The organism is Undibacterium sp. WLHG33, from assembly GCF_049544815.1.
GTDB lineage: Bacteria > Pseudomonadota > Gammaproteobacteria > Burkholderiales > Burkholderiaceae_D > Undibacterium.
On the sequence record NZ_CP186697.1, the window covers coordinates 2,327,052 to 2,345,528 of the forward strand.

Annotated in this window: 20 protein-coding genes and 1 pseudogene; 9 read left to right on the plus strand and 12 right to left on the minus strand. The window is 50.0% G+C overall.

What is annotated here, in order from left to right; genetic code table 11:
* Position 1: 1 nt before the first annotated feature.
* Genes ACOTSW_RS10685 through ACOTSW_RS10695 form a run of 3 tightly spaced genes read left to right on the plus strand, consistent with a single transcriptional unit; the run spans position 2 to position 2,543 of the window.
* Positions 2 to 1,075, plus strand: coding sequence for a COX15/CtaA family protein (locus ACOTSW_RS10685; RefSeq protein WP_423679075.1), 1,074 nt, complete (start codon positions 2 to 4; stop codon positions 1,073 to 1,075).
* Between the two features lie 5 nt (positions 1,076 to 1,080).
* Positions 1,081 to 1,965, plus strand: a complete 885-nt coding sequence (gene cyoE / locus ACOTSW_RS10690; RefSeq protein ID WP_423679076.1) for a heme o synthase — start codon at positions 1,081 to 1,083, stop codon at positions 1,963 to 1,965.
* Positions 1,962 to 2,543, plus strand: a complete 582-nt coding sequence (locus ACOTSW_RS10695; RefSeq protein ID WP_423679077.1) for an SCO family protein — start codon at positions 1,962 to 1,964, stop codon at positions 2,541 to 2,543. Before cyoE ends, ACOTSW_RS10695 begins: the two co-directional genes overlap by 4 nt.
* A gap of 197 nt (positions 2,544 to 2,740) precedes the next feature.
* Here the strand turns inward: ACOTSW_RS10695 and rpoH are convergent, their stop codons facing one another.
* The 4 genes from rpoH to ftsY form a co-directional block, all read right to left on the minus strand.
* A complete protein-coding gene (rpoH, locus tag ACOTSW_RS10700; protein ID WP_423679078.1) occupies positions 2,741 to 3,631 on the minus strand; it encodes an RNA polymerase sigma factor RpoH in 891 nt (296 codons plus the stop codon).
* A gap of 303 nt (positions 3,632 to 3,934) precedes the next feature.
* A complete protein-coding gene (locus tag ACOTSW_RS10705) occupies positions 3,935 to 4,849 on the minus strand; it encodes a cell division protein FtsX (protein WP_423679079.1) in 915 nt (304 codons plus the stop codon).
* 35 nt (positions 4,850 to 4,884) lie between these two features.
* Complete coding sequence (locus ACOTSW_RS10710; protein WP_423679080.1) at positions 4,885 to 5,559, minus strand: cell division ATP-binding protein FtsE; 675 nt, start codon at positions 5,557 to 5,559, stop codon at positions 4,885 to 4,887.
* Between the two features lie 26 nt (positions 5,560 to 5,585).
* Positions 5,586 to 6,692 (minus strand): signal recognition particle-docking protein FtsY, encoded by a 1,107-nt coding sequence (ftsY, locus tag ACOTSW_RS10715; RefSeq protein WP_423679081.1) that lies wholly within the window; start codon positions 6,690 to 6,692, stop codon positions 5,586 to 5,588.
* A gap of 111 nt (positions 6,693 to 6,803) precedes the next feature.
* Here ftsY and rsmD point away from each other — a divergent pair, with 111 nt between their 5' ends.
* The 3 genes from rsmD (at position 6,804) to ACOTSW_RS10730 (ending at position 8,335) form a co-directional block, all read left to right on the plus strand.
* Entirely contained in the window at positions 6,804 to 7,463 is a 660-nt protein-coding gene (gene rsmD, locus ACOTSW_RS10720; protein ID WP_423679082.1) for a 16S rRNA (guanine(966)-N(2))-methyltransferase RsmD, read from the plus strand.
* A gap of 66 nt (positions 7,464 to 7,529) precedes the next feature.
* Complete coding sequence (coaD, locus tag ACOTSW_RS10725) at positions 7,530 to 8,024, plus strand: pantetheine-phosphate adenylyltransferase (RefSeq protein ID WP_186884474.1); 495 nt, start codon at positions 7,530 to 7,532, stop codon at positions 8,022 to 8,024.
* Between the two features lie 53 nt (positions 8,025 to 8,077).
* Positions 8,078 to 8,335, plus strand: a complete 258-nt coding sequence (locus ACOTSW_RS10730) for a YfhL family 4Fe-4S dicluster ferredoxin (RefSeq protein WP_423679083.1) — start codon at positions 8,078 to 8,080, stop codon at positions 8,333 to 8,335.
* Positions 8,336 to 8,354: 19 nt separating this feature from the next.
* Here the strand turns inward: ACOTSW_RS10730 and ACOTSW_RS10735 are convergent, their stop codons facing one another.
* The 3 genes from ACOTSW_RS10735 to ACOTSW_RS10745 form a co-directional block, all read right to left on the minus strand.
* Positions 8,355 to 9,485, minus strand: coding sequence for a DUF484 family protein (locus ACOTSW_RS10735; RefSeq protein WP_423679084.1), 1,131 nt, complete (start codon positions 9,483 to 9,485; stop codon positions 8,355 to 8,357).
* A 30-nt stretch (positions 9,486 to 9,515) separates the two neighbouring features.
* Positions 9,516 to 10,364: an MOSC domain-containing protein gene (locus ACOTSW_RS10740; RefSeq protein WP_423679086.1), complete on the minus strand. Its 849-nt coding sequence runs from the start codon at positions 10,362 to 10,364 to the stop codon at positions 9,516 to 9,518.
* Between the two features lie 399 nt (positions 10,365 to 10,763).
* Entirely contained in the window at positions 10,764 to 11,726 is a 963-nt protein-coding gene (locus ACOTSW_RS10745; RefSeq protein WP_423679087.1) for a PGN_0703 family putative restriction endonuclease, read from the minus strand.
* A 218-nt stretch (positions 11,727 to 11,944) separates the two neighbouring features.
* On the opposite strand from ACOTSW_RS10745, the gene ACOTSW_RS10750 reads away from it, so the two are divergent.
* Genes ACOTSW_RS10750 through ACOTSW_RS10760 form a run of 3 tightly spaced genes read left to right on the plus strand, consistent with a single transcriptional unit; the run spans position 11,945 to position 14,187 of the window.
* A complete protein-coding gene (locus ACOTSW_RS10750) occupies positions 11,945 to 12,421 on the plus strand; it encodes a hypothetical protein (protein WP_423679088.1) in 477 nt (158 codons plus the stop codon).
* A gap of 42 nt (positions 12,422 to 12,463) precedes the next feature.
* Positions 12,464 to 13,072 (plus strand): hypothetical protein, encoded by a 609-nt coding sequence (locus ACOTSW_RS10755; RefSeq protein ID WP_423679089.1) that lies wholly within the window; start codon positions 12,464 to 12,466, stop codon positions 13,070 to 13,072.
* Positions 13,073 to 13,092: 20 nt separating this feature from the next.
* Positions 13,093 to 14,187, plus strand: coding sequence for a hypothetical protein (locus tag ACOTSW_RS10760; protein WP_423679090.1), 1,095 nt, complete (start codon positions 13,093 to 13,095; stop codon positions 14,185 to 14,187).
* A gap of 14 nt (positions 14,188 to 14,201) precedes the next feature.
* Here the strand turns inward: ACOTSW_RS10760 and ACOTSW_RS10765 are convergent.
* The 5 genes and pseudogenes from ACOTSW_RS10765 to ACOTSW_RS10785 all read right to left on the minus strand — a co-directional run.
* Positions 14,202 to 14,300: pseudogene (locus tag ACOTSW_RS10765) on the minus strand (IS5/IS1182 family transposase); the annotation flags it as partial.
* Positions 14,301 to 14,472: 172 nt separating this feature from the next.
* The gene (locus ACOTSW_RS10770) at positions 14,473 to 15,006 is read right to left on the minus strand and encodes a DUF2059 domain-containing protein (RefSeq protein WP_423679091.1); all 534 of its coding nucleotides are present in this window, start codon (positions 15,004 to 15,006) and stop codon (positions 14,473 to 14,475) included.
* Between the two features lie 349 nt (positions 15,007 to 15,355).
* Complete coding sequence (locus tag ACOTSW_RS10775; protein ID WP_423679092.1) at positions 15,356 to 15,490, minus strand: hypothetical protein; 135 nt, start codon at positions 15,488 to 15,490, stop codon at positions 15,356 to 15,358.
* A 541-nt stretch (positions 15,491 to 16,031) separates the two neighbouring features.
* On the minus strand, positions 16,032 to 17,129 hold the full coding sequence (locus ACOTSW_RS10780) for a hypothetical protein (protein WP_423679093.1): 1,098 nt from the start codon (positions 17,127 to 17,129) through the stop codon (positions 16,032 to 16,034).
* A 13-nt stretch (positions 17,130 to 17,142) separates the two neighbouring features.
* Complete coding sequence (locus tag ACOTSW_RS10785; RefSeq protein WP_423679094.1) at positions 17,143 to 18,357, minus strand: DUF3419 family protein; 1,215 nt, start codon at positions 18,355 to 18,357, stop codon at positions 17,143 to 17,145.
* Positions 18,358 to 18,477: the final 120 nt, after the last annotated feature.

Consider the following 18,477-nt stretch of genomic DNA (forward strand, 5'->3'; position numbering starts at 1 on the left):
CATGTTTTTACAACTTGCTCTGATAGGTTTGTGTGTCGCCATTTTGCCTTTGTCGGTCGTATTCTGGTCGCGGGACACCAACAAACACCGCAAGCTGATTGCGGTAACTGTGGCGCTGACGTTTGAACTGATCATGTTCGGTGCTTTTACCCGGCTGACGGATTCCGGCCTCGGCTGTCCTGACTGGCCCGGTTGCTATGGTCAGGCAAATCCTTTGCAATCGCATGCCGATATCCGCGCTGCAGAGGCAGCGATGCCGCATGGTCCGGTGACCTTGCAAAAAGCCTGGATAGAAATGATTCACCGTTATCTGGCGATGAGTGTCGGCGTTCTGATCATCGCTCAGGTTGTTCTCGCGTGGTGGCGACGTCATGTGACCGGCGTTTCGCCGTGGCTGTCCAGCTTTTTGTTCGTGTTTGTTTGTCTGCAGGGGGCATTCGGTGCGTGGACGGTGACGTTAAAACTGCAACCCGTGATCGTGACCACGCATCTGCTACTGGGGATGGGCTTACTGGCGCTGTTATCGGCGTCGCTCGAGCAGCATAGTCAGGCGCATGTCATTCAGACGGCGCAGGTATCTGGCTTGCGCTGGCCCGCGATGCTTGCCCTAGTCTTACTCTTCATGCAGATTGCCTTGGGGGGCTGGGTCAGTACTAACTATGCAGCCTTGGCTTGCCACGATTATCCCTTGTGTAATGGTGCGGTGATACCGACGATGGATTTTGAACACGGATTCAGTTTGTGGCGCCAACTGGGGCAGACTGTGAGCGGCGATTATCTGCCATTTACGGCTTTGGTCGCTATTCATTGGGTACACCGCAATTTTGCTCTGCTGGTTGCGCTTGTGGTCGCTGCAGTTGCGTGGCGTGCTATGCACTCACCGGGAGTTGAGCGTCTGGGGCTCCAACTCATGCTGGCGATTGCCGCGCAATTCGCGATCGGTGTGTCGACGGTCTTTTTTTCCTGGCCCTTGTTGCTGGCGGTATTACATAACGGCGGAGCGGCTGTCTTAGTGCTGTTGCTGACCATGTTAAACTACCGGGTCAGGCAGACGAAACTGGCTGCCACATACTGATTGATATGACTACATTAAGCCTGACTTCCAACCGTTTTGCTCAATACTGGGCGCTGACCAAACCGCGAGTAACACAGCTGGCGGTGTTTTGTGCCGTCATCGGCATGTTTCTGGCCACGCCTGATTTACCCGACTGGCGCGTCGTGGTTGCTGCGACCATAGGTATCTGGCTGTTGGCGGGAGCCGCCTTTGCGGTGAATTGTCTGGTGGAGCGTGAAATCGATTCGCGCATGGCACGTACCGCGCGTCGCGCCACTGCGGCCGGTGAAATCAGCGTATCGCAGACCTTACTGTTTTCAGGTGTGATTGGCGGTGCCGGTATGTGGGTGCTGTACACACTGGTCAATCCGCTGACGATGTGGCTTACATTTACGACTTTTGTCGGTTATGCCGTGATTTATACCATTATTCTGAAACCGGCGACGCCGCAGAATATTGTGATTGGCGGCTTATCCGGCGCGATGCCGCCAGCACTTGGCTGGGCCGCGGTAGCGAACGATGTGCCTATGCAAGCGTGGTTGCTGGTGATGATCATTTTTGTCTGGACACCACCGCATTTCTGGGCACTGGCGATGTACCGGCGTGATGATTATGCGCGCTCAGGTCTGCCTATGCTGCCGGTGACGCATGGCCCCGAATTTACCCGCTTTCATATCTGGCTGTACACGATTGCTTTATTCGCAACGACGATGCTGCCTTATGCCGTGCAGATGAGCGGTCTGATTTATCTGGTTAGCGCCGTCATTCTCGGGGCCATCTTCCTCTGGTATGCGTGGCAGATTTATCGCAACTACAACGATATTCTTGCACGTAAAACATTTGCTTATTCGATCATTTACCTGTCGCTGCTGTTTGCGGCGCTGCTGGTTGATCACTACATACGACTATGAGCTTACTCAAAAAAATATTCGCCTGCATTCTGATCGCAGGGCTGGCGGCTTGCGGCAAATCCGGAGAGAAATTCAATAATACCGACCTCACCGGGCTTGATTACGCAAAGGATTTTGCCCTGACCGACCACAATGGCAAGGCTCGTACACTGAAAGATTTCCGCGGTAAGCTGGTGGTCATGTTCTTCGGTTATACCCAGTGTCCTGATGTCTGTCCAACCACGATGGTGGAGATGGCGAACGTGATGCAGAAACTCGGGCCGGACGCAGATAAGGTGCAGGTGCTGTTCGTCACGATAGACCCAGAACGCGATACGCAGGCATTGATGGCGGCGTATGTGCCGAACTTTGACCCGCGCTTCCTGGGTTTATATGGCGACGCTGCCGCGACGGCAAAAGTGGCGAAAGACTTCAAAGTCTATTACCAGAAGGTTGCCGGAAAAACGCCGACCAGTTACACCATGGATCATACGGCAGGTAGCTATGTCTTTGACACCGAAGGCCGTATCCGTTTATTCCTACGCCATGGACAAGGTGCGGAGCCTATCGTGCATGATTTAAAGCTGTTACTGAAGTAATTTTGCTGAACAGCTGGCGCGGGCATATAAAACGGCCTGCTGAGCCTTAAATATACTGGGGGGAGTATATTTTAGTGCCCTTTGTTTTCAATGACGCTAGATGCAAAATGGCAGATACTCCCCCGATTTTCATATTTTCAGGGAATAAACAATAAAAAAGGCACTCCGCAGAGTGCCTTTTTTTATGTGCGGTCTGATCAGGAAAAGCTGACCAGCGCACCTTTCATTTTTTTCAGCGCCGCACTTTCAATCTGACGGATACGTTCGGCTGAAACACCGTATTCATCTGCCAGTTCGTGCAGCGTCGCACCAGAACCATCGTCATTTTTCAACCAGCGCGATTCGATAATGTGGCGTGAACGGGCATCCAGTTTTGACAACGCCGATTCCAGTCCTTCGCTTTGCAAACGGTCATACTGGCGCGATTCCAATATTTGCGTAGGCTCTTCTGATTCCGTTTTCAGATAAGCGATCGGTGCGAATTTATCGTCATCGTCATCGGTAGGTGCATCCAGCGCGATATCGCGACCAGACAAACGCATTTCCATTTCGATCACTTCTTCGCGTTTCACATCGAGGGTCTTCGCCAGCGCATCAATTTGCTTAGGCGACATGGTTTCCAGACCTTCTTTGTGGCTGCGCAGATTGAAAAACAGTTTGCGTTGCGCTTTAGTCGTCGCGACTTTGACTAAACGCCAGTTTTTCAGAATGTACTCGTGCATTTCAGCTTTAATCCAGTGCATCGCATACGACACCAGACGCACACCCTGGTCAGGGTCAAAGCGCTTGACTGCTTTCATCAGGCCGATATTACCTTCCTGAATCAGATCAGCATGTGGCAAGCCATAGCCAAGATAACCGCGGGCGATCGATACCACCAGGCGCAGATGTGACATGACCATCTGCTGCGCCGCTGCGAGATCATTGTTGTCACGCAGGCGTGTCGCCAGGTCGATTTCTTCTTCATGCGTCAGCATAGGCAGACGGTTGACGGCTGAAATATAGGCGTCAATATTTCCCAGCGTGCCGCTGAAGCCCAAGGCCAGCGCAGTGCTGTCTGATGCCGGAATAAGTTGTCTTGAAGTCATTATGTTGTTCCTCTCAAATACTGCGGTCCGAGCAAAAATAACTCTGAACAAACGTACTATTTCCCTATATTAGCACTCTCTTGCGAAGAGTGCTAATTCTCGTGAAAATGATCTTTTTAATATGATGAGGCCAGGTGAGAAAGCTGAAATTCCAGACTGCAGCCTGTTGTATCAATAAGCTTTTACCAGGGCTGGTGATACAGCTGACTTTCCCGGTTAATTCCAGCAAGCTTCTCAATTTGCTTACCTTTACTGATTAGACCTGCGATTCCGGGGAAAGTTGCAGATAACGATGGATAACGCTTAGTTTGCTCGTGCCAGTTGCCGGCGGACAGAGAGATAAGCACCGGCCAGACCCAGCAGCATGCTGACACCGAGCAGCAGCAGACTGGGGATCAGCCCCAGCGGTACCAGCCGGAATTCGGACGCATACAGTTTGGCAAATTCGGCAATGGCCTGATTCAATGGCTGCAGAGAGGCAGCGATGGCAGCCAGCGCCAGGCTACCGGCCAGCAGACCCAGTAGCGCACCAGTGTAATAGTAGGGGCGATGAATAAAGCTGTTGGTCGCACCTAATAAACGGGTCACGGAAATTTCAGCCTGATGCGAAATGACTTGCAGACGGGTCGCGTTAAACACGACCACAATCACGACGACTCCGAGTGTCGTTGCCATAAACAGCAAGCCTATCTGCAATATCTGTACGAGTGCAGCCAGTCGTTTTACCCAGGCTGAGTCAACCTGCACCACCTCAACATCGGGCAAGGCCTGGAGTTGCTCGACCAGTTTATCGAGTTTTGCTGCATCGTTATTTGACAGCGAAAGCACATAAGCATCCGGCAGGGGATTACCGCCCAGTGTCGATAACACCTCTGCCAGACTGGAAGCATCCTGCATCGCTGCCAGTGCTTTTTCTTTAGGCGTGAAGCTCAGTTTGCCGCTGATGTTGCTCTCTTTCAGAAGACGCTTGATTGGTATTGACAATGCAGTTGCATTTTCACGCGCGGTATCAGTCGTCAGAAAAATACTGATTTCCGGCTCTATCGATAATTGTGAAGAGACCGGGCGGATATTTTCTATCAATGTCAGACCAGCAATCGGCAGCGCCAGTGCGATGGCGACCACCAGTACATTGAAGATGAAATTTCCGGTGCCGGCGCGCAAGTGGGTGAATGCGCTTTTCAGTGCAAACAGATGTTCACGAAACCAGATGGTCATAGGTATTTCCTTGAAAGCGTAATAGCAGACGGAAGTCAGGCGGCAGCGCCCGTTGTCCATGAGTCCGAGATTTGTCCATTGCTCAGATAGATCACACGGTCGGCCTGATCCAGAAATTGTTCGTCGTGACTCGATATCAGACAGGTGACGCCAGCACTCTGGAATGCTTTCAGCGCGCTCAGCACTTTATTCGCATTATCTCTGTCCAGAAACGCTGTTGGTTCGTCGGCCAGAATGATTTTGGGGCGATTCACGATTGCACGCGCAATCGCAACACGTTGTTGCTCGCCGCCGGAGAGTTCCAGCGGCAGGGCATTGGCTTTATCCAGTAAGCCGACTTTTTCCAGTGCGACGCAGGCGCGCGATTCTGCTTCACCCGAGGCAGCGCCAGTCACAATCAGAGGCAGCATGACGTTGGCGAGAACGCTGCGGTCGGTGAGTAATTTCTGATCCTGTAAAATCAGACCGAGCTTACGACGTAAATACGGCAGGCTGCCGGTTTTGAGCTTGCTGATGTCCTGGCCATTGACGATCACATGACCGCTGGTCGGTTTTTCTATGCCTGCGATCATCTTTAATAAAGTCGATTTTCCGGCACCGGAAGGCCCCGCCAGAAAAATGAGTTCTCCATCCTGTATGGTCAGAGAGATATCACGTAAAGCGTAGGTATCACGCGAATATTGTTTAGTGACGTTATCGAATTCGATCATGGTCGTTGCACTGACTGTCTTTAATTTTAATTAAACAAGGCGTCGACGAATTCCTGCGCGTTGAATGGTTGCAGATCTTCGATTTGCTCACCGATGCCAATGAAATAGACGGGTATCGGGCGTGTCTTTGCAATCGCAGCCAGAACCCCGCCTTTTGCCGTGCCATCTAGTTTGGTGATGATCAAGCCGGTCAGTTGCAATGCATCGTCAAACGCCCGTACTTGCGCCAGCGCATTTTGTCCTGTGTTGCCGTCAATAATCAGCAGCACTTCCTGCGGAGCGCCTTCCATACCTTTACCGATCACACGTTTGATCTTTTTCAGTTCTTCCATCAGATGCAATTGCGTTGGCAAACGCCCTGCGGTATCGACCATCACGACATCTGTGCCGCGTGCTCGTGCAGACGCAACAGCGTCAAATGCCACCGCTGCAGGATCACCTGATTCCTGCGAAATCACAGTCACATCATTGCGCTCACCCCACACCGACAGTTGCTCGCGGGCTGCCGCGCGGAAAGTATCGCCAGCCGCCAGCAACACGGACTGATGGTGCACCTGCATGTGCTTCGCGAGTTTGCCTATGGTGGTGGTTTTTCCGGCACCGTTGACGCCGGCAATCATCATGACCAAAGGCTGGTGACGACCCAGTTCCAGCGGCTTTTGCAAAGGTGTGAGCAATTCCAGCAACAAAGCTTTGAGCGCTGTTTTGACTTGTTCTGCTTCGGTTAATTTTTCTTCTTTGACTTTCTTTCTCAGCGCATCGAGTAAAAACAGCGTAGCCTCGACGCCCGCATCCGAGGTCAGTAAAGCTGCTTCGAGTTCGTCGTACAGTTCGTCGTCTATGCGTGCGCCAACAAACAGAGTGGTCAGATTCGATGAGGTTTTTGCCAGACCAGCTTTCAGACGACTCAGCCATGAACGCTTTTGTTCAGTTTGGGCTGCTGGCACCGGTGCTGGGACGGCTTCTGTGACTGCCACCGGTGGTGTTGTGACACCCGGCTGCGTTACTGGTTCTGCGATCGTCTGCGGCGTCACAACAGGCGTCGCTGCTGACACCGCAGAAGTCTGCGTAGCAACGACTTCCGGTGTTATTACCGGTTCTTCTTTGGGTTTTCTTTTGAAAAAACTAAACATCGGATGATTTTGTCGGAGAGGGGGAGCTGCAAACTGCTGACCCAAGTATTAGAATGCAGCCATTCTAACAGACCGCGCCGGGTAATTTGACTTACCAGTGTCATTCAACTAATGAAAACCAGGACTAAAAAACCCGTATCTCCTCAAAGAACAGCCCATCAGGTGCGTATCATCGGCGGTCAGTGGAAGCGCAGCCTCCTGACCGTTGTCGATGCCGATGGTCTGAGACCAACGCCAGACCGTGTCCGTGAAACCACATTTAACTGGTTGAATCATCTTTTTGATACGAATTGGGCGCAGGTCAGTTGTCTGGACTTATTTGCCGGCAGTGGTGCGCTGGGATTTGAAGCCGCCAGCCGCGGCGCGCGTTTGGTCACGATGGTGGAGTCGCATACGCCGGCGTTTAAACAGCTAGAACAGGTGAAAGCCAAGCTGGAAGCAATCCAGTGCCAGTTGCTCAGAGGTGACGCCGGTAAAGTGATGACGAATGCTGCTGCCGAAGGGAAAAAATTTGATCTGATCCTGCTGGACCCACCATTCGGGCAAGGCTGGCTGGCAAAAATTTTGCCCGTTTGCCGTGACGTGCTGAGTGACGATGGGTATGTGTATGTCGAGGCAGAATTTCCGCTCGAGGAGCAAAGCAGTGCCCCTGAGATGCAGGAATTGCTGTGCGGATGGCAGGTGATACGGGCGGATAAAGCCGGAAGTGTGTATTTCCATATTCTGCGACGCAACATTTTGCAGCATAATGCGCACGGAAATCAGGCATAATGCCAGATCAATTTAGTGCATATCATTATGCAGATAGCGCAAATAGCGAAAAAATAGGGAGTCAAGATGGTCACAGCCGTTTATCCGGGAACATTTGATCCGCTGACCCGCGGTCACGAAGATCTGGTGCGTCGCGCCTCAGGTCTTTTTGATACTCTGGTGGTCGGTGTTGCCGACAGTAAAAACAAACGGCCATTTTTCTCGCTGGAAGAACGCCTGAGTATTGCGAATGAAGTGCTCGGTCATTATCCGAATGTGCGGGTAGAGAGTTTTTCCGGATTGCTCAAGGATTTTGTCCGGAAAAATGATGCCCGTGTGATCGTACGCGGTTTGCGGGCAGTATCGGATTTCGAATACGAGTTTCAGATGGCAGGGATGAACCGTTATCTGTTGCCGGATGTGGAAACGCTGTTTCTGACGCCTTCCGACCAGTATCAGTTTATCTCAGGCACGATCGTGCGTGAGATTGCGATGTTTGGCGGCGATGTATCAAAGTTCGTGTTCCCTTCGGTCGATCGTTGGCTGAAACAGAAGGTCGATGCGCTGAATGAAAGTAAATGAAGTAAAAACTGCGTATTAAATGCATGCGCAGATGAAATGAAAGTGAAGTAAGTATGGCTCTGATGATTACCGACGATTGCATTAACTGCGACGTGTGTGAACCCGAATGCCCGAATGATGCCATTTATATGGGGCCGGAGATTTATGAAATCGACCCGCATAAATGCACCGAATGTGTCGGTCATTACAAAGAACCGCAATGCAAGCAGGTTTGTCCGGTGAACTGTATTCCATTCAATCCTGAGTGGCGTGAGACACCAGCGCAGCTGCAAGCGAAATATGAGCAGTTACAAGCGGCGCAAGCTAAATAATTCCGGCGGAGCCGCTTTGCTATTCGCAACGTACCTGGTTTCTGCCTGAACGTTTTGCGTCATATAAGGCGCGGTCCGCCCGGGAGATCATCTCTCTTGCCACCGCAGCCTCCTCACCCTGATTGTATTTTTCCGGCACCGTCGTCAGGCCGATAGAAATTGTGGTTGAACAAAGCCCCTTATCTGACAGCACAAACGGCTTGCTGGCAATGCTGCGACGTATGCGTTCTGCGACCAGCATCGCATCCTGCAGATTGGCATTGATCAGCAACACCACAAATTCTTCGCCACCGAAACGGCCCAGCGTATCGCTTAAACGTAATTCTGCCTTGATCCGTCGGGCGACTTCGCACAAAACATCATCGCCGCCCTGATGGCCATGCTGGTCATTAATTTTCTTAAAAAAATCGATGTCCAGATACATGCAGGCAATGCCGTAACACTGACGGCGGGCGCGGGCAATTTCCTCTAAAGTGCGTTGTTCGACGTAGCGACGGTTACTGACATTCGTCAGCGGATCGGTCAGACCGATATAGACCAGACGCTCGTTATTAAGGACATTTTCTAAACAGATCGCAATGATAGAGCCCAGACGTTCAATGAAATCGGTTGCCATCGTCGTCAGAAAGCGCTCAGGACTGAAACTGCCCAGATTAAGATAGCCGATCAGGCGATTTTGCCGTACCAGCGGGATCACTGCAATACTCGCCGGTTTTTTGGTACAACTACGATATAAATTGCCGTACAGATGATCTTGATACTCGCCTAATAAGGGCTTGTAAGATAGCAGTGCTTTGGTCTGTAATTCGTGTTCGTGACGGACAAACAGCAGGCCGGGAAACTCATTCAGATTAATACGCAGATCGTTCAGCATCTGCTGTAAGTCCTGCCGCGGATCGACCAGTGCCAGTGTCACGATATCCAGATCAGAAGTGCTCGCGAGTTCACTGAAAATATAGCTGATCAGTTCCTTGAAATGACTCGCACCGATGATTTTTAATTCGAAATTCTGATGACGCGCGAGGATGCTTTGATTCCTGTGCGCCAGTTCCAATATGTTGTCGAGTTGCGTGCGGAGGGCGTGATTTTCCACCCGGAGATTTTCCAGGCTTTGTGCCTGACGTCTGGCATTCACATTGGCTTTGTCCATACTTCCGTATTGTTCTGGAGAAGGTGATAGTCAGAACGCAATTGGCATGTCGATTTCGTCACCGACGCGCACCATCAGACCCGCACCATGGTCGAGAATAACGTTCATGCCAAACGTAATTTCGCCATCAACAATCGGGTTGGCGCGATAGCTTTGTAAAATATCGAGCGGGCTCTCACCGATTTCACCCGTAACCTGATCGATCGCCGGAATCGGGCAGCGCGGGCAGGGTTTAACCGGACGCAGCTGCAGGCCATTGTCCAGCCGGTAGCTGGCTGCATAGTCTTCTTCAAATGCTTCAACGCCATCAATGACAATATTCGGCCGGAAACGGTTCATCGGCAGCGCATGGCGACCCTGAGCAAGCGCTCTGCGATTCAGGTCGTCGAGTGAAGCCTGTGCAATCAATAGCAAAGGGTAACCGTCGGCAAAGCGGGTTGGTGCCAGTGTGTCGCCAGTCCATTTGGTATTGGCATAACGCTGTGCCTGAGCAGAGAAACGCACCAGCCGGCATTTGGTTGCAAGAGCCTGACTGAACCAGTTGGCAGCAGTGTCGCCGGCATCATCGGCAATAATTTCCGTGTCCCACACCTGAACCTTGATCTGCTTTACTTCCTTATTTGCCGCCAGGGGAATACAGAGCGTTTCCATCTTATTCGTATCGATCTGTAATGTGTCAGCAGCGATTGTGATCCGCAGACATGCCATGAGCGGATATTCGCGTTGCGTAAGGAAAAGCCCTCGTTCATCGACCACCATCCATTCACGGTCGCTGACACCGGCATAACTGAGCCCGCTTGCCGTAATAACGGCTTCAGTCAGTGCGATACCTGCACAGGATTTGACGGGATAAATCGTGAGTTCGGCAATAGAAGGCATGCGGTGGTTCAGAGAGTTGCGACGGGGAGTTGAGCTATTTTAATGCCTTCTGGCAAAAGTAGTCAGCTTAACATCAACGGGTATCGTACTGCAAAGTCAAAACAGACTGCAGAATAAAAAAGCGGAACCAGTCAGAGGTTCCGCTTTTGCTATCTGTTCGCTACTTTGAGAGGATCAGATCAGGATCAGACGTTTGTGCTCAGACGTTTGTGCTCAGACGTTGAACAGGAAGAAAGGGCTGGAAGGCTTGATTTCTCTGCTCATGGCGTCGGGGGCTTTCATAAAGTGCCCCCAAATGTGCCCCCAATTTACTCGGATAGGGGCGAACGTCTGCGTACAGTGGGGGCGGAGTTTGTCTCTAATTCAGGGCTGAGAAGCGAATCCCCCAGCCCCGCCATTTTACCCAAAGATGGCTTGCTCCACCTTTCCAAAATCCAAGTAACGGCCGTGTAGAGCATCGGCGGCCTCGGCATCTCCAATGGCCCGGAAGGCGGCGATGCAGTCTTCCAGTGTGATGACTTGGAAGCCCGATTCTTGGGGGGCTGCAGAAACCAAATGCTCCCGGTAGGCATTCACTCCTACCCGGCATTGGTGGTTCTGCTGGGGGTGGATCACGACAAAGCGCCCGGTTGAATACAGGCCATTGTGAATCATGGATCGGCTAAGCATGTGTTCCCGCCACAACTGCTGCACCGGATTCCCCCGCAAGGCTGGAGCATCCGGGTCTTTGTAGATGCTAGCCTGCCGGGAAAGCTCATTGTAGCGAGGGCGTAGCCCGGCCAAAGGTTCGGCCATTGTTTCCGAATACTTCATCTCGATAGCGATAAAGCCGGTTTCACCATCCGGGGTGATGCAGACGACGAAAACATCAAAGGCGCTGTTGTCGTCTGTGAAGGCAGGATCACCGCGCCCTGGTGAATGCTCGAAGTAAATCCCCTTCACTGCCGCGACAAAATCGGGGAACAGGTGGCGGAAGAACTGATTGGCCTTCTCCGCGTCCAGCTTCATCCGGCCGAACAGGTTGAAACACAAGGGCTGGCTGGAGAGCATGTTGGTCCAGAGCCGTTCCTGTTCGATGACTGCGCCGATTTCCCGATAGACCGACTCGCGGAGTGCCAGCTTGGCAATGTCGGTTGTGAGGAAGTTGCTGCCCTGCTTGGCGCTCTCGGCATCGAGGCGACTACCCAGCTTCCGCCGCTTTCCTTTGGGGGAGCGATGGGTGCCAATTGGCAATCCCCTCTCATCTCGCCATAGCGATTGCAGGAATCGTGCGGCAGCCTTGAATCTGGTGTCGCCGGGTTCATTGACCCGATGCGCCTTGAGGATGGCTGCCGGGACAAGGGGAATTCGGTTTAACTGCATGTGTGGCTCCTTGCGTAGTGAAGGCCAACGGTAGCCTTCTCAGCAATGGATTCAGTGAGCCACAGAATTTCTTTATGGCTTGCCCTTCGCAGTAGCAAGCCGAACGTGTCGCACGGCTAGTAGCGGTTTTGCCGAATGCATATTATGATTAATGACAAAAGCACCATAACTCCTAGTTGCCGGAATGGCGCATCTCTTCGTTTCTCAAAAGGAATTTTATGCTTCCAAAAACAACTGCAGAGCTCGATCAATTAAGAGAAGAGTGTAAATCCATGGTTACAAAGCGGGCAACGCTTTCTGCTGGAACTTCTGCCATACCAACGCCGGGGGTAGATATTGCCGCCGATATCGCAATCCTATTGGAACTTATTCCTGCCATAAACAGAAAATTCGGCCTATCTAGCGAGCAAATAGAAGGTTACGACCCTGTTGTCAAGCAAATGATATATCAAGTTATCAAACGTGCCGGATTGGCAATGGTTGGAACTGAGGTAACAAAACAATTAATTGCACAGTCGCTTAAAAAAGTTGCTGGCCGTGCGGTCTCTAAACAAGTCCTAAAATTTGTTCCAGTTATTGGATGGGCTGTGAATGCAGCCATTGGATTTGGCGCGATGAAATACGTAGGGAATTCACATGTTGATGATTGCTATGATGTTTGCAAAAGACTAATGGCATCTTCGACTGCAGGATAGAAATCCTGTCTTAAATTTTTAAAAATACTAGCGGGGTGTATTTTGGGCGCAATTGTTGTTTTTTTAATTGGCGGATTAGTATCTGTAGTTATTGCGATATATCAATTTATTAATGCGGTTTATGCGGGGCTAGGCTATCTTATGGGTCTCCAGCTCGCATCGTTTTCTGGAGACTTGGTAAAAAGTTCGGCAATCTTTAGTCCCAAGTACGAAACTTATGCGTTACCTGCACTGGGGGTGTTATTTTGCATCACGGCATTGGTTCTCCTCGGAGGATTTAGAAAGTGGGTTTTAATCGCACTCTCAATTTCTACAGTTTTATTGTCGTTGATTGGGCTGGCTTTTGGACAAGAACCGGTAAGGTTTCTTATTGGGTTGGCGTTTTTCATAATGATGCCGTTCGTTTTAAAAAAACTGACATTCTCAATAATACTTTGGCGAGATGATGATGATGATTGGGTGGGCTGCCTTATAAATACAATTTTACTGGGGATTGTATCTGGGCCTGCAGTAATAATTGCTTTTACAGAGATTTTTGTCTTCATTGATGGGAGCAGAAAGGCTGCCGAAGGTTACGTGACATACATTCTTGCGCCGCTGTTATATTCACTTCTCCTTTTTGCTAATCTCAAAAGAAATAAAGTTGTCTAGTCAATAATCCGAGTTGATTAATGTCATCTTCTTTCGAACTAAAAATTTCTGATACATTGAAAGAGTTAATTCGTGCCGAGCGCGAGGAAAAAGCCCGCAATCTGATCGAGTCTGGCGAAATGGGGCACGATCACAAAGGTAGGAAAATGCCACGAATGGATGGTGATGGCCTCTATGCCAGTATTTTTCAGGCAGCAATGGGGGTGACAGAAATTATTCGGGCGGAACATCTCAACCACTTACAGAAAGAGGATGAGGCGATGTACCCGGAAATTTACCCGTGGAAGATAACGGGGCGAACGAAACGGGGAAATCAGCGAGTGACAAATCTTGCCGGGCAAGGTGCTGACCAAGTGAGCCCAACCCACATCACCAAGTCCCAGTTCATCGACCTGTACAGCGCTGTCAGTTTTGCCAATGCTCATGGTGTTGCGATGAATGTTCATATCATCATCCAATGGGGGCGGATGGGCTACACCGATCACGTCGAAGCGGCACAAGTACTACAAGATGATTTCTTCCGCCATCTGAATGGCTGGTATGCCTATAAAAACAAGGTGCGCGTGAAGTCCGGGCAGTCAGCATTTCATCCGCTATTCTGGATTTACACGCATGAATGTTCTAGAAGTGCTGGGTTCCATACCCATATTCTTGCGGGGGTCCCCTTGGAAATCCGGCAGGAATTCAGAGAGTGGGTTAAGAACCGTGTTGCCCCACTGTCCAAGCGGAGCCCAACTCCCAAAGGCATCGTGAAGGTAGTCGGCCCTCCCAGTGATCCTATCGGGCGGCAATGGCGATATTTTCAGTATCTGTGTAAGGGGCTTGATCCTGCGGTGTCGGTCAGGATTCCTCGTTATAAATCTCCGGTGCCAATGTCAGGCTTTATTCGCTATGCCTACGCCAGCCCCGGCCGTATTGAGTGTCGGCATCAGGTTGGCAAATCGAGCAATCTCAGCCGGGCTAAGAGAGAAGAGGCCAAGTACAAGTCTGCACTTGAGTGGAAGATGTTTCATAAAGCTCATCTGTATAGCTCGCTTGAATATGACTTCTGGCACCGACGGAACGCTGCTGGTGGCTGGAATAAAGGGGTAACGCTGCCAGAGGGTCTGTTCTAGGGTCTGTTGACGTTTCACATAGGCAGCCATAAAAAAGCACAGGCCATGGCGACGACACTTTCATAATTTCGCTTCAATTTATCAAACCGGGTTGCCAGCGCCCGATATCCTTTGCCAAAGCTTTCAGTTTTTCTCTATCCATTAAAATGTCCATCGGTAATTCCTCGCTCGAGAGGTTAATAGACCGTGGACATTTACACAAATTTATTTACAGGCTCAAAAAAATAAATTAACTACTTTTAATGGTATTTATTTTATTTTTAACGATATTTAAGAGAAGATAAATTATTTTAATGATTTTTTCTTTTTATCAATACTGGCAAATTCTTCATTCAATTCTTTTTGTGCCTGTTTTATTTTTTCCGCCATCGGCTTTAATTTTGCCTGCATTTGCGTCATGGTTTGCTGCATGATCGCAGGGATTTTCTGTACATAAGCTTTGCCGGCGGGAGATTTATAAAACGCCGTAATGCCGTCAACGTCTTCCTGTGTCAGCGAGCTGGCGTAGATGTTGATCAGCATTGGTTCCATTTTTTCCCAGGACAATTCTTCTTTTTGTATTGCAATAATCTTGTCGCGGAATTTATCGAGCGCTTTTTGCTTTTCTTCGTCAACTTTGGTTCCGTACGCTGCATCACGCATGATGGTGGCCGTCATGTTGTCCGTCTGTGACTGTACCGATTGCAGCAATTCTTTGCTCTGCGTTGCCAGTAACAATTCTCTGATGGACGCATCCGTCGGTTTTGCCGTCTGAGCGTGAGCAACGCTCAGTAAAAGACTGAACAACAGACTGAATGTCACGGTATGCCGGAGTTTCATAAATATCCTCAGAAAAAAAGGAGCACCTATTACAAGCGGTGCTGGATTTCTAAGTAACGGATTCTAAAGGAAATTTTTGCTTGCGGGGGTTTCCGTTTTTTTGCTTGTGGATACCTTTAAAGATAATAACTTTATATATACGTAGTAGTAGTTGTTAACATCTTGCCTGTTCTGTGGATAAGTCAGTAAACATCCACAGAATCAATTATTTAAGCAATTGATAAGGCGGTGCAAAAAGTCTGTATATGCACAGGACAAAATCGGGATAGAAAAATGTCTGAACAGCATTTACTTGTTTACGCACAATATATGCAGTGGATATCCGTGAGCTTATCCACAAAAATATTTTTCAATTTCGTGGTTTTTCTGCTTTTTTATGGCTGTTTTTATAAAAAAGTGTCTGCAAAAACGGGGATTTTCTGTCCTCGCTGTCAGCAGCGTTAAAAAAATCTGACTTTTCAACACGTGTTTTTTGTTTTTCCATTGCTGATTGAAAAAAAAGGCAGGCTTTTTTAAAAAAATACATATTCTTGAAATCCGATTGTCGGAATCCGGATCATTTTTTTTAAGTCCTTGCTAATACCGGATCTGGTTTGAGCAATTTTTCAATCTGACTCTGTTTTTGTTTCACCAACGGCAAAAATGCTGAAAAGTATCCGTAACAGGTTTACTTATATGACTTACTTTATATATACATAGTAGTGATAGTTAACGTCGCACTATTTTGTGGATAAGTCTATATTTATTCACATAAACAAAGACTTATCGACTGTATATCTGTTCTGATAAACCTTGTATCGTTTGATGACAGTTTTGGGATAAATAAATGCCTGGGGAAAACTATGCTGGTTTTCCCCAAAGCATACCGTGGATATACAAGGCTTTATCCACAGGGTTTTTGCGTGATTCTGAGCCGGGTTTGCTGAGTACAGATGAACACAGCACTGGCTAGGCAGCTGTTATCTTTTATACGGACCTGGTCAAAAAATGAGGATGCAGGCTGCTTGATTCATCAGGAATAACGCTTATTCTGATCGCCGCTTGATGGTTGCGGCTGATGACCGGAAAACACATTGCTGAAAAACTGCAGAGAACCAGTGGAGAGCGGTTTTCTGAGAAGATGGCAGATGTTGATCGTAAATCGCGGTATATTCAACAGCAACGCTGCCGTTACCGGGATCTGTTTTCAGTTCAGTTCCCCAGTGCACGTTGAGTTGTTTTTGCTTCGCTTCATCGATGAACAGTTGTTGCAGAATGCGATCGGCGTCTACTGCTGCGGGCAGCTTGTGATCCCATGCCATTAATGGCGCACTAAGCCAGCTGCAGCCTGGCTGTGTATAGGTTCCGAGCACACCGGCCCAGCGCCCTCGCCAGCGCAGACCGGTCAGCCCGGCAAAACCGGTTTCCAGACATAATTCAAAAAATGCCAGACTGAAATCAGCCTGCAGATGATTTTTATGCTGCGCCTGGTGCTGCTTGTACAGCGCATACAATTCGTGCAGGTCATGATCAGTGAGCTGATCATGAGGAACAATACTGACGTCAGCCTCAGCTAATAAATTGCTCTGATGACTTTGCTGCGGGTCCGCCAGCATAACCCGGCGTGTCGCTATCATTTTCCAGCCCAGATTACGCAGATGCTGCATCAGTTGCGGGCAGACTTCTGTGCTGAGATGCTGCATCATCAATGGACGTTGCGGATGGGCTGTCTGCAATTTTTCTGTCATCAGTCTGATATCGTCAGCATTCCAGGCTGGATAAAACGTAACCGGCAGCAGGTAATTGCCAACCAGCGCCGCCTGATCCAGCTTGCCAGTGTGCATGAGTGCCGATAGCGGCCCGTAGATCAGGCAGGACAGCGTATCAACCATACGGGCAACGGCGGATACCGGTGACGACCGGCAGTGACGGTTGACACGCAGTAAGGCAGTACGCGGGCTGGACGCGGCGCATTCCTGCCATTGGCTGTGTTCAAGCAGGCTGACGGGATGGCTGTGGCCACCAAATTCTATGGTCTGGATCTGGCAATGGGCATTACTGACCCAATGATTGCCGCCGCGCGAACGTGCGGTTAGCAACCAGAGGGCATCAGCCACCAGACGTGGTGGGATGGAAGTATTCAAATCAGGAAAAGACTCAGTTTTTTTGATAAAGATGCATGCCGCCATAGATGGCCGAACGGTCTGTCGCGTGTAAAGCACGGTTATGTTCCGTATCGGTATGCCATGTGGATAACAATGCTGTTGGTAATGCCGCTTCTAGTGGAGATGACTGACCCGCCGTACGGAACACGACTCTTGCGCCGGGAGCCGCAGTGCGGTTGACTTCTTCCCACAGACTGACGAGTTGCTGTTTGTCCATCCAGTCCTGGGCATCGTGGAACACATAAGCATCCATCGAGGCACGCGGCTGAGTACGCAGGAAATCCGTCAGTGTCAGATGATGCGCATGCAGGCGGTCGATATTACGGCGCAGGCTGAAAAAATGCGCCTGTTGCAAATACATGGGCAAAGCTGCCTGTCGCCGTATGTCATAACACCGGCCAAACGCCTGTTGCGCGAAACAATTCTGATCGAGTGGAAAATCGCAGGATAAATGGCGCATTCTTTCTTTGAACAAGACATGCAAACCTTCTCCTGCATCTTTTTTTAACGCTGCGAACTGCGAGATTGGTACACCCAGGCTATACAGCGCCAGCGGCTGTTGCGCCAGCAGTTTGAACAAACCTGTATCAAATACCGGGGCAATGTCATGGTCAAATATATCGCGTTGTTCCTGCACGCTGCGGGCTTCGAGCATTTTGCTCATGTCGCCGCCCATCAATCTGACAAAACTGTGGGCAACGCTGATGAAGCGGCCCAGCAAACCATATTGATAAGCCTGATCGGTAAAGTAGTAATAACGAGGTTTGCCTGTAATCGTGCGGCTTTCCCAGAAGTTACTCGCATCTTCGGATAAGTGCTGGCGGATATGACGTTTATACCGTTTCAGATTATCGGCATGATTCGCGTCACCGAGATAGGCCAGCACGGCATCATAATCGGGCAGATGTTTGATTGCGGTCTGTTTGATGTTGAGCATCGCCAGATGGGCGGCGTTCAGATCAACCGCGTGTACGGCTGCCGGTTCAGCAGATAAATACGCCAGCGCGTTGCAACCGCCGGAAGAAATCGTGACGATGTTGGCACCGGGACGTAATTGCAGCGCATGCAGATCGGCTTGCGGGTCTTCCCAGACCTGCGCATGGACGAGGCGGCTGAACCAGTGCGCGAACAGTTTGTCAGCGATGCCTTTACGACCCTGGGTCGTCGAGTTAAACACCGCGCTGGCGATCAGTGCTTTGCTGGACATATTGTTCTCCGATTATCGTTATGGATAACAGAGACTGTAGGCCGGGCAGGTGACAGGCTGGTGACAAACAGATGAAGTTTTGGTGAAAAACGATTTGCGTTCGCCGCGTCGGCGAACGTT

What these genes read in the sequence shown, in the direction of transcription:
- cyoE (WP_423679076.1), top strand. Translation starts at nt 1,081, where the DNA reads ATGACTACATTAAGCCTGACTTCCAACCGTTTTGCTCAATACTGGGCG.
- ACOTSW_RS10740 (WP_423679086.1), bottom strand. Translation starts at nt 10,364, where the DNA reads ATGCCTTCTATTGCCGAACTCACGATTTATCCCGTCAAATCCTGTGCA.
- ACOTSW_RS10705 (WP_423679079.1), bottom strand. Translation starts at nt 4,849, where the DNA reads ATGACCATCTGGTTTCGTGAACATCTGTTTGCACTGAAAAGCGCATTC.
- rpoH (WP_423679078.1), bottom strand. Translation starts at nt 3,631, where the DNA reads ATGACTTCAAGACAACTTATTCCGGCATCAGACAGCACTGCGCTGGCC.
- ACOTSW_RS10730 (WP_423679083.1), top strand. Translation starts at nt 8,078, where the DNA reads ATGGCTCTGATGATTACCGACGATTGCATTAACTGCGACGTGTGTGAA.
- ACOTSW_RS10760 (WP_423679090.1), top strand. Translation starts at nt 13,093, where the DNA reads ATGTCATCTTCTTTCGAACTAAAAATTTCTGATACATTGAAAGAGTTA.
- ACOTSW_RS10735 (WP_423679084.1), bottom strand. Translation starts at nt 9,485, where the DNA reads ATGGACAAAGCCAATGTGAATGCCAGACGTCAGGCACAAAGCCTGGAA.
- ftsY (WP_423679081.1), bottom strand. Translation starts at nt 6,692, where the DNA reads ATGTTTAGTTTTTTCAAAAGAAAACCCAAAGAAGAACCGGTAATAACA.
- ACOTSW_RS10695 (WP_423679077.1), top strand. Translation starts at nt 1,962, where the DNA reads ATGAGCTTACTCAAAAAAATATTCGCCTGCATTCTGATCGCAGGGCTG.
- ACOTSW_RS10710 (WP_423679080.1), bottom strand. Translation starts at nt 5,559, where the DNA reads ATGATCGAATTCGATAACGTCACTAAACAATATTCGCGTGATACCTAC.
- ACOTSW_RS10785 (WP_423679094.1), bottom strand. Translation starts at nt 18,357, where the DNA reads ATGTCCAGCAAAGCACTGATCGCCAGCGCGGTGTTTAACTCGACGACC.
- ACOTSW_RS10750 (WP_423679088.1), top strand. Translation starts at nt 11,945, where the DNA reads ATGCTTCCAAAAACAACTGCAGAGCTCGATCAATTAAGAGAAGAGTGT.
- ACOTSW_RS10770 (WP_423679091.1), bottom strand. Translation starts at nt 15,006, where the DNA reads ATGAAACTCCGGCATACCGTGACATTCAGTCTGTTGTTCAGTCTTTTA.
- coaD (WP_186884474.1), top strand. Translation starts at nt 7,530, where the DNA reads ATGGTCACAGCCGTTTATCCGGGAACATTTGATCCGCTGACCCGCGGT.
- ACOTSW_RS10745 (WP_423679087.1), bottom strand. Translation starts at nt 11,726, where the DNA reads ATGCAGTTAAACCGAATTCCCCTTGTCCCGGCAGCCATCCTCAAGGCG.
- rsmD (WP_423679082.1), top strand. Translation starts at nt 6,804, where the DNA reads ATGAAAACCAGGACTAAAAAACCCGTATCTCCTCAAAGAACAGCCCAT.
- ACOTSW_RS10775 (WP_423679092.1), bottom strand. Translation starts at nt 15,490, where the DNA reads ATGGAAAAACAAAAAACACGTGTTGAAAAGTCAGATTTTTTTAACGCT.
- ACOTSW_RS10685 (WP_423679075.1), top strand. Translation starts at nt 2, where the DNA reads ATGTTTTTACAACTTGCTCTGATAGGTTTGTGTGTCGCCATTTTGCCT.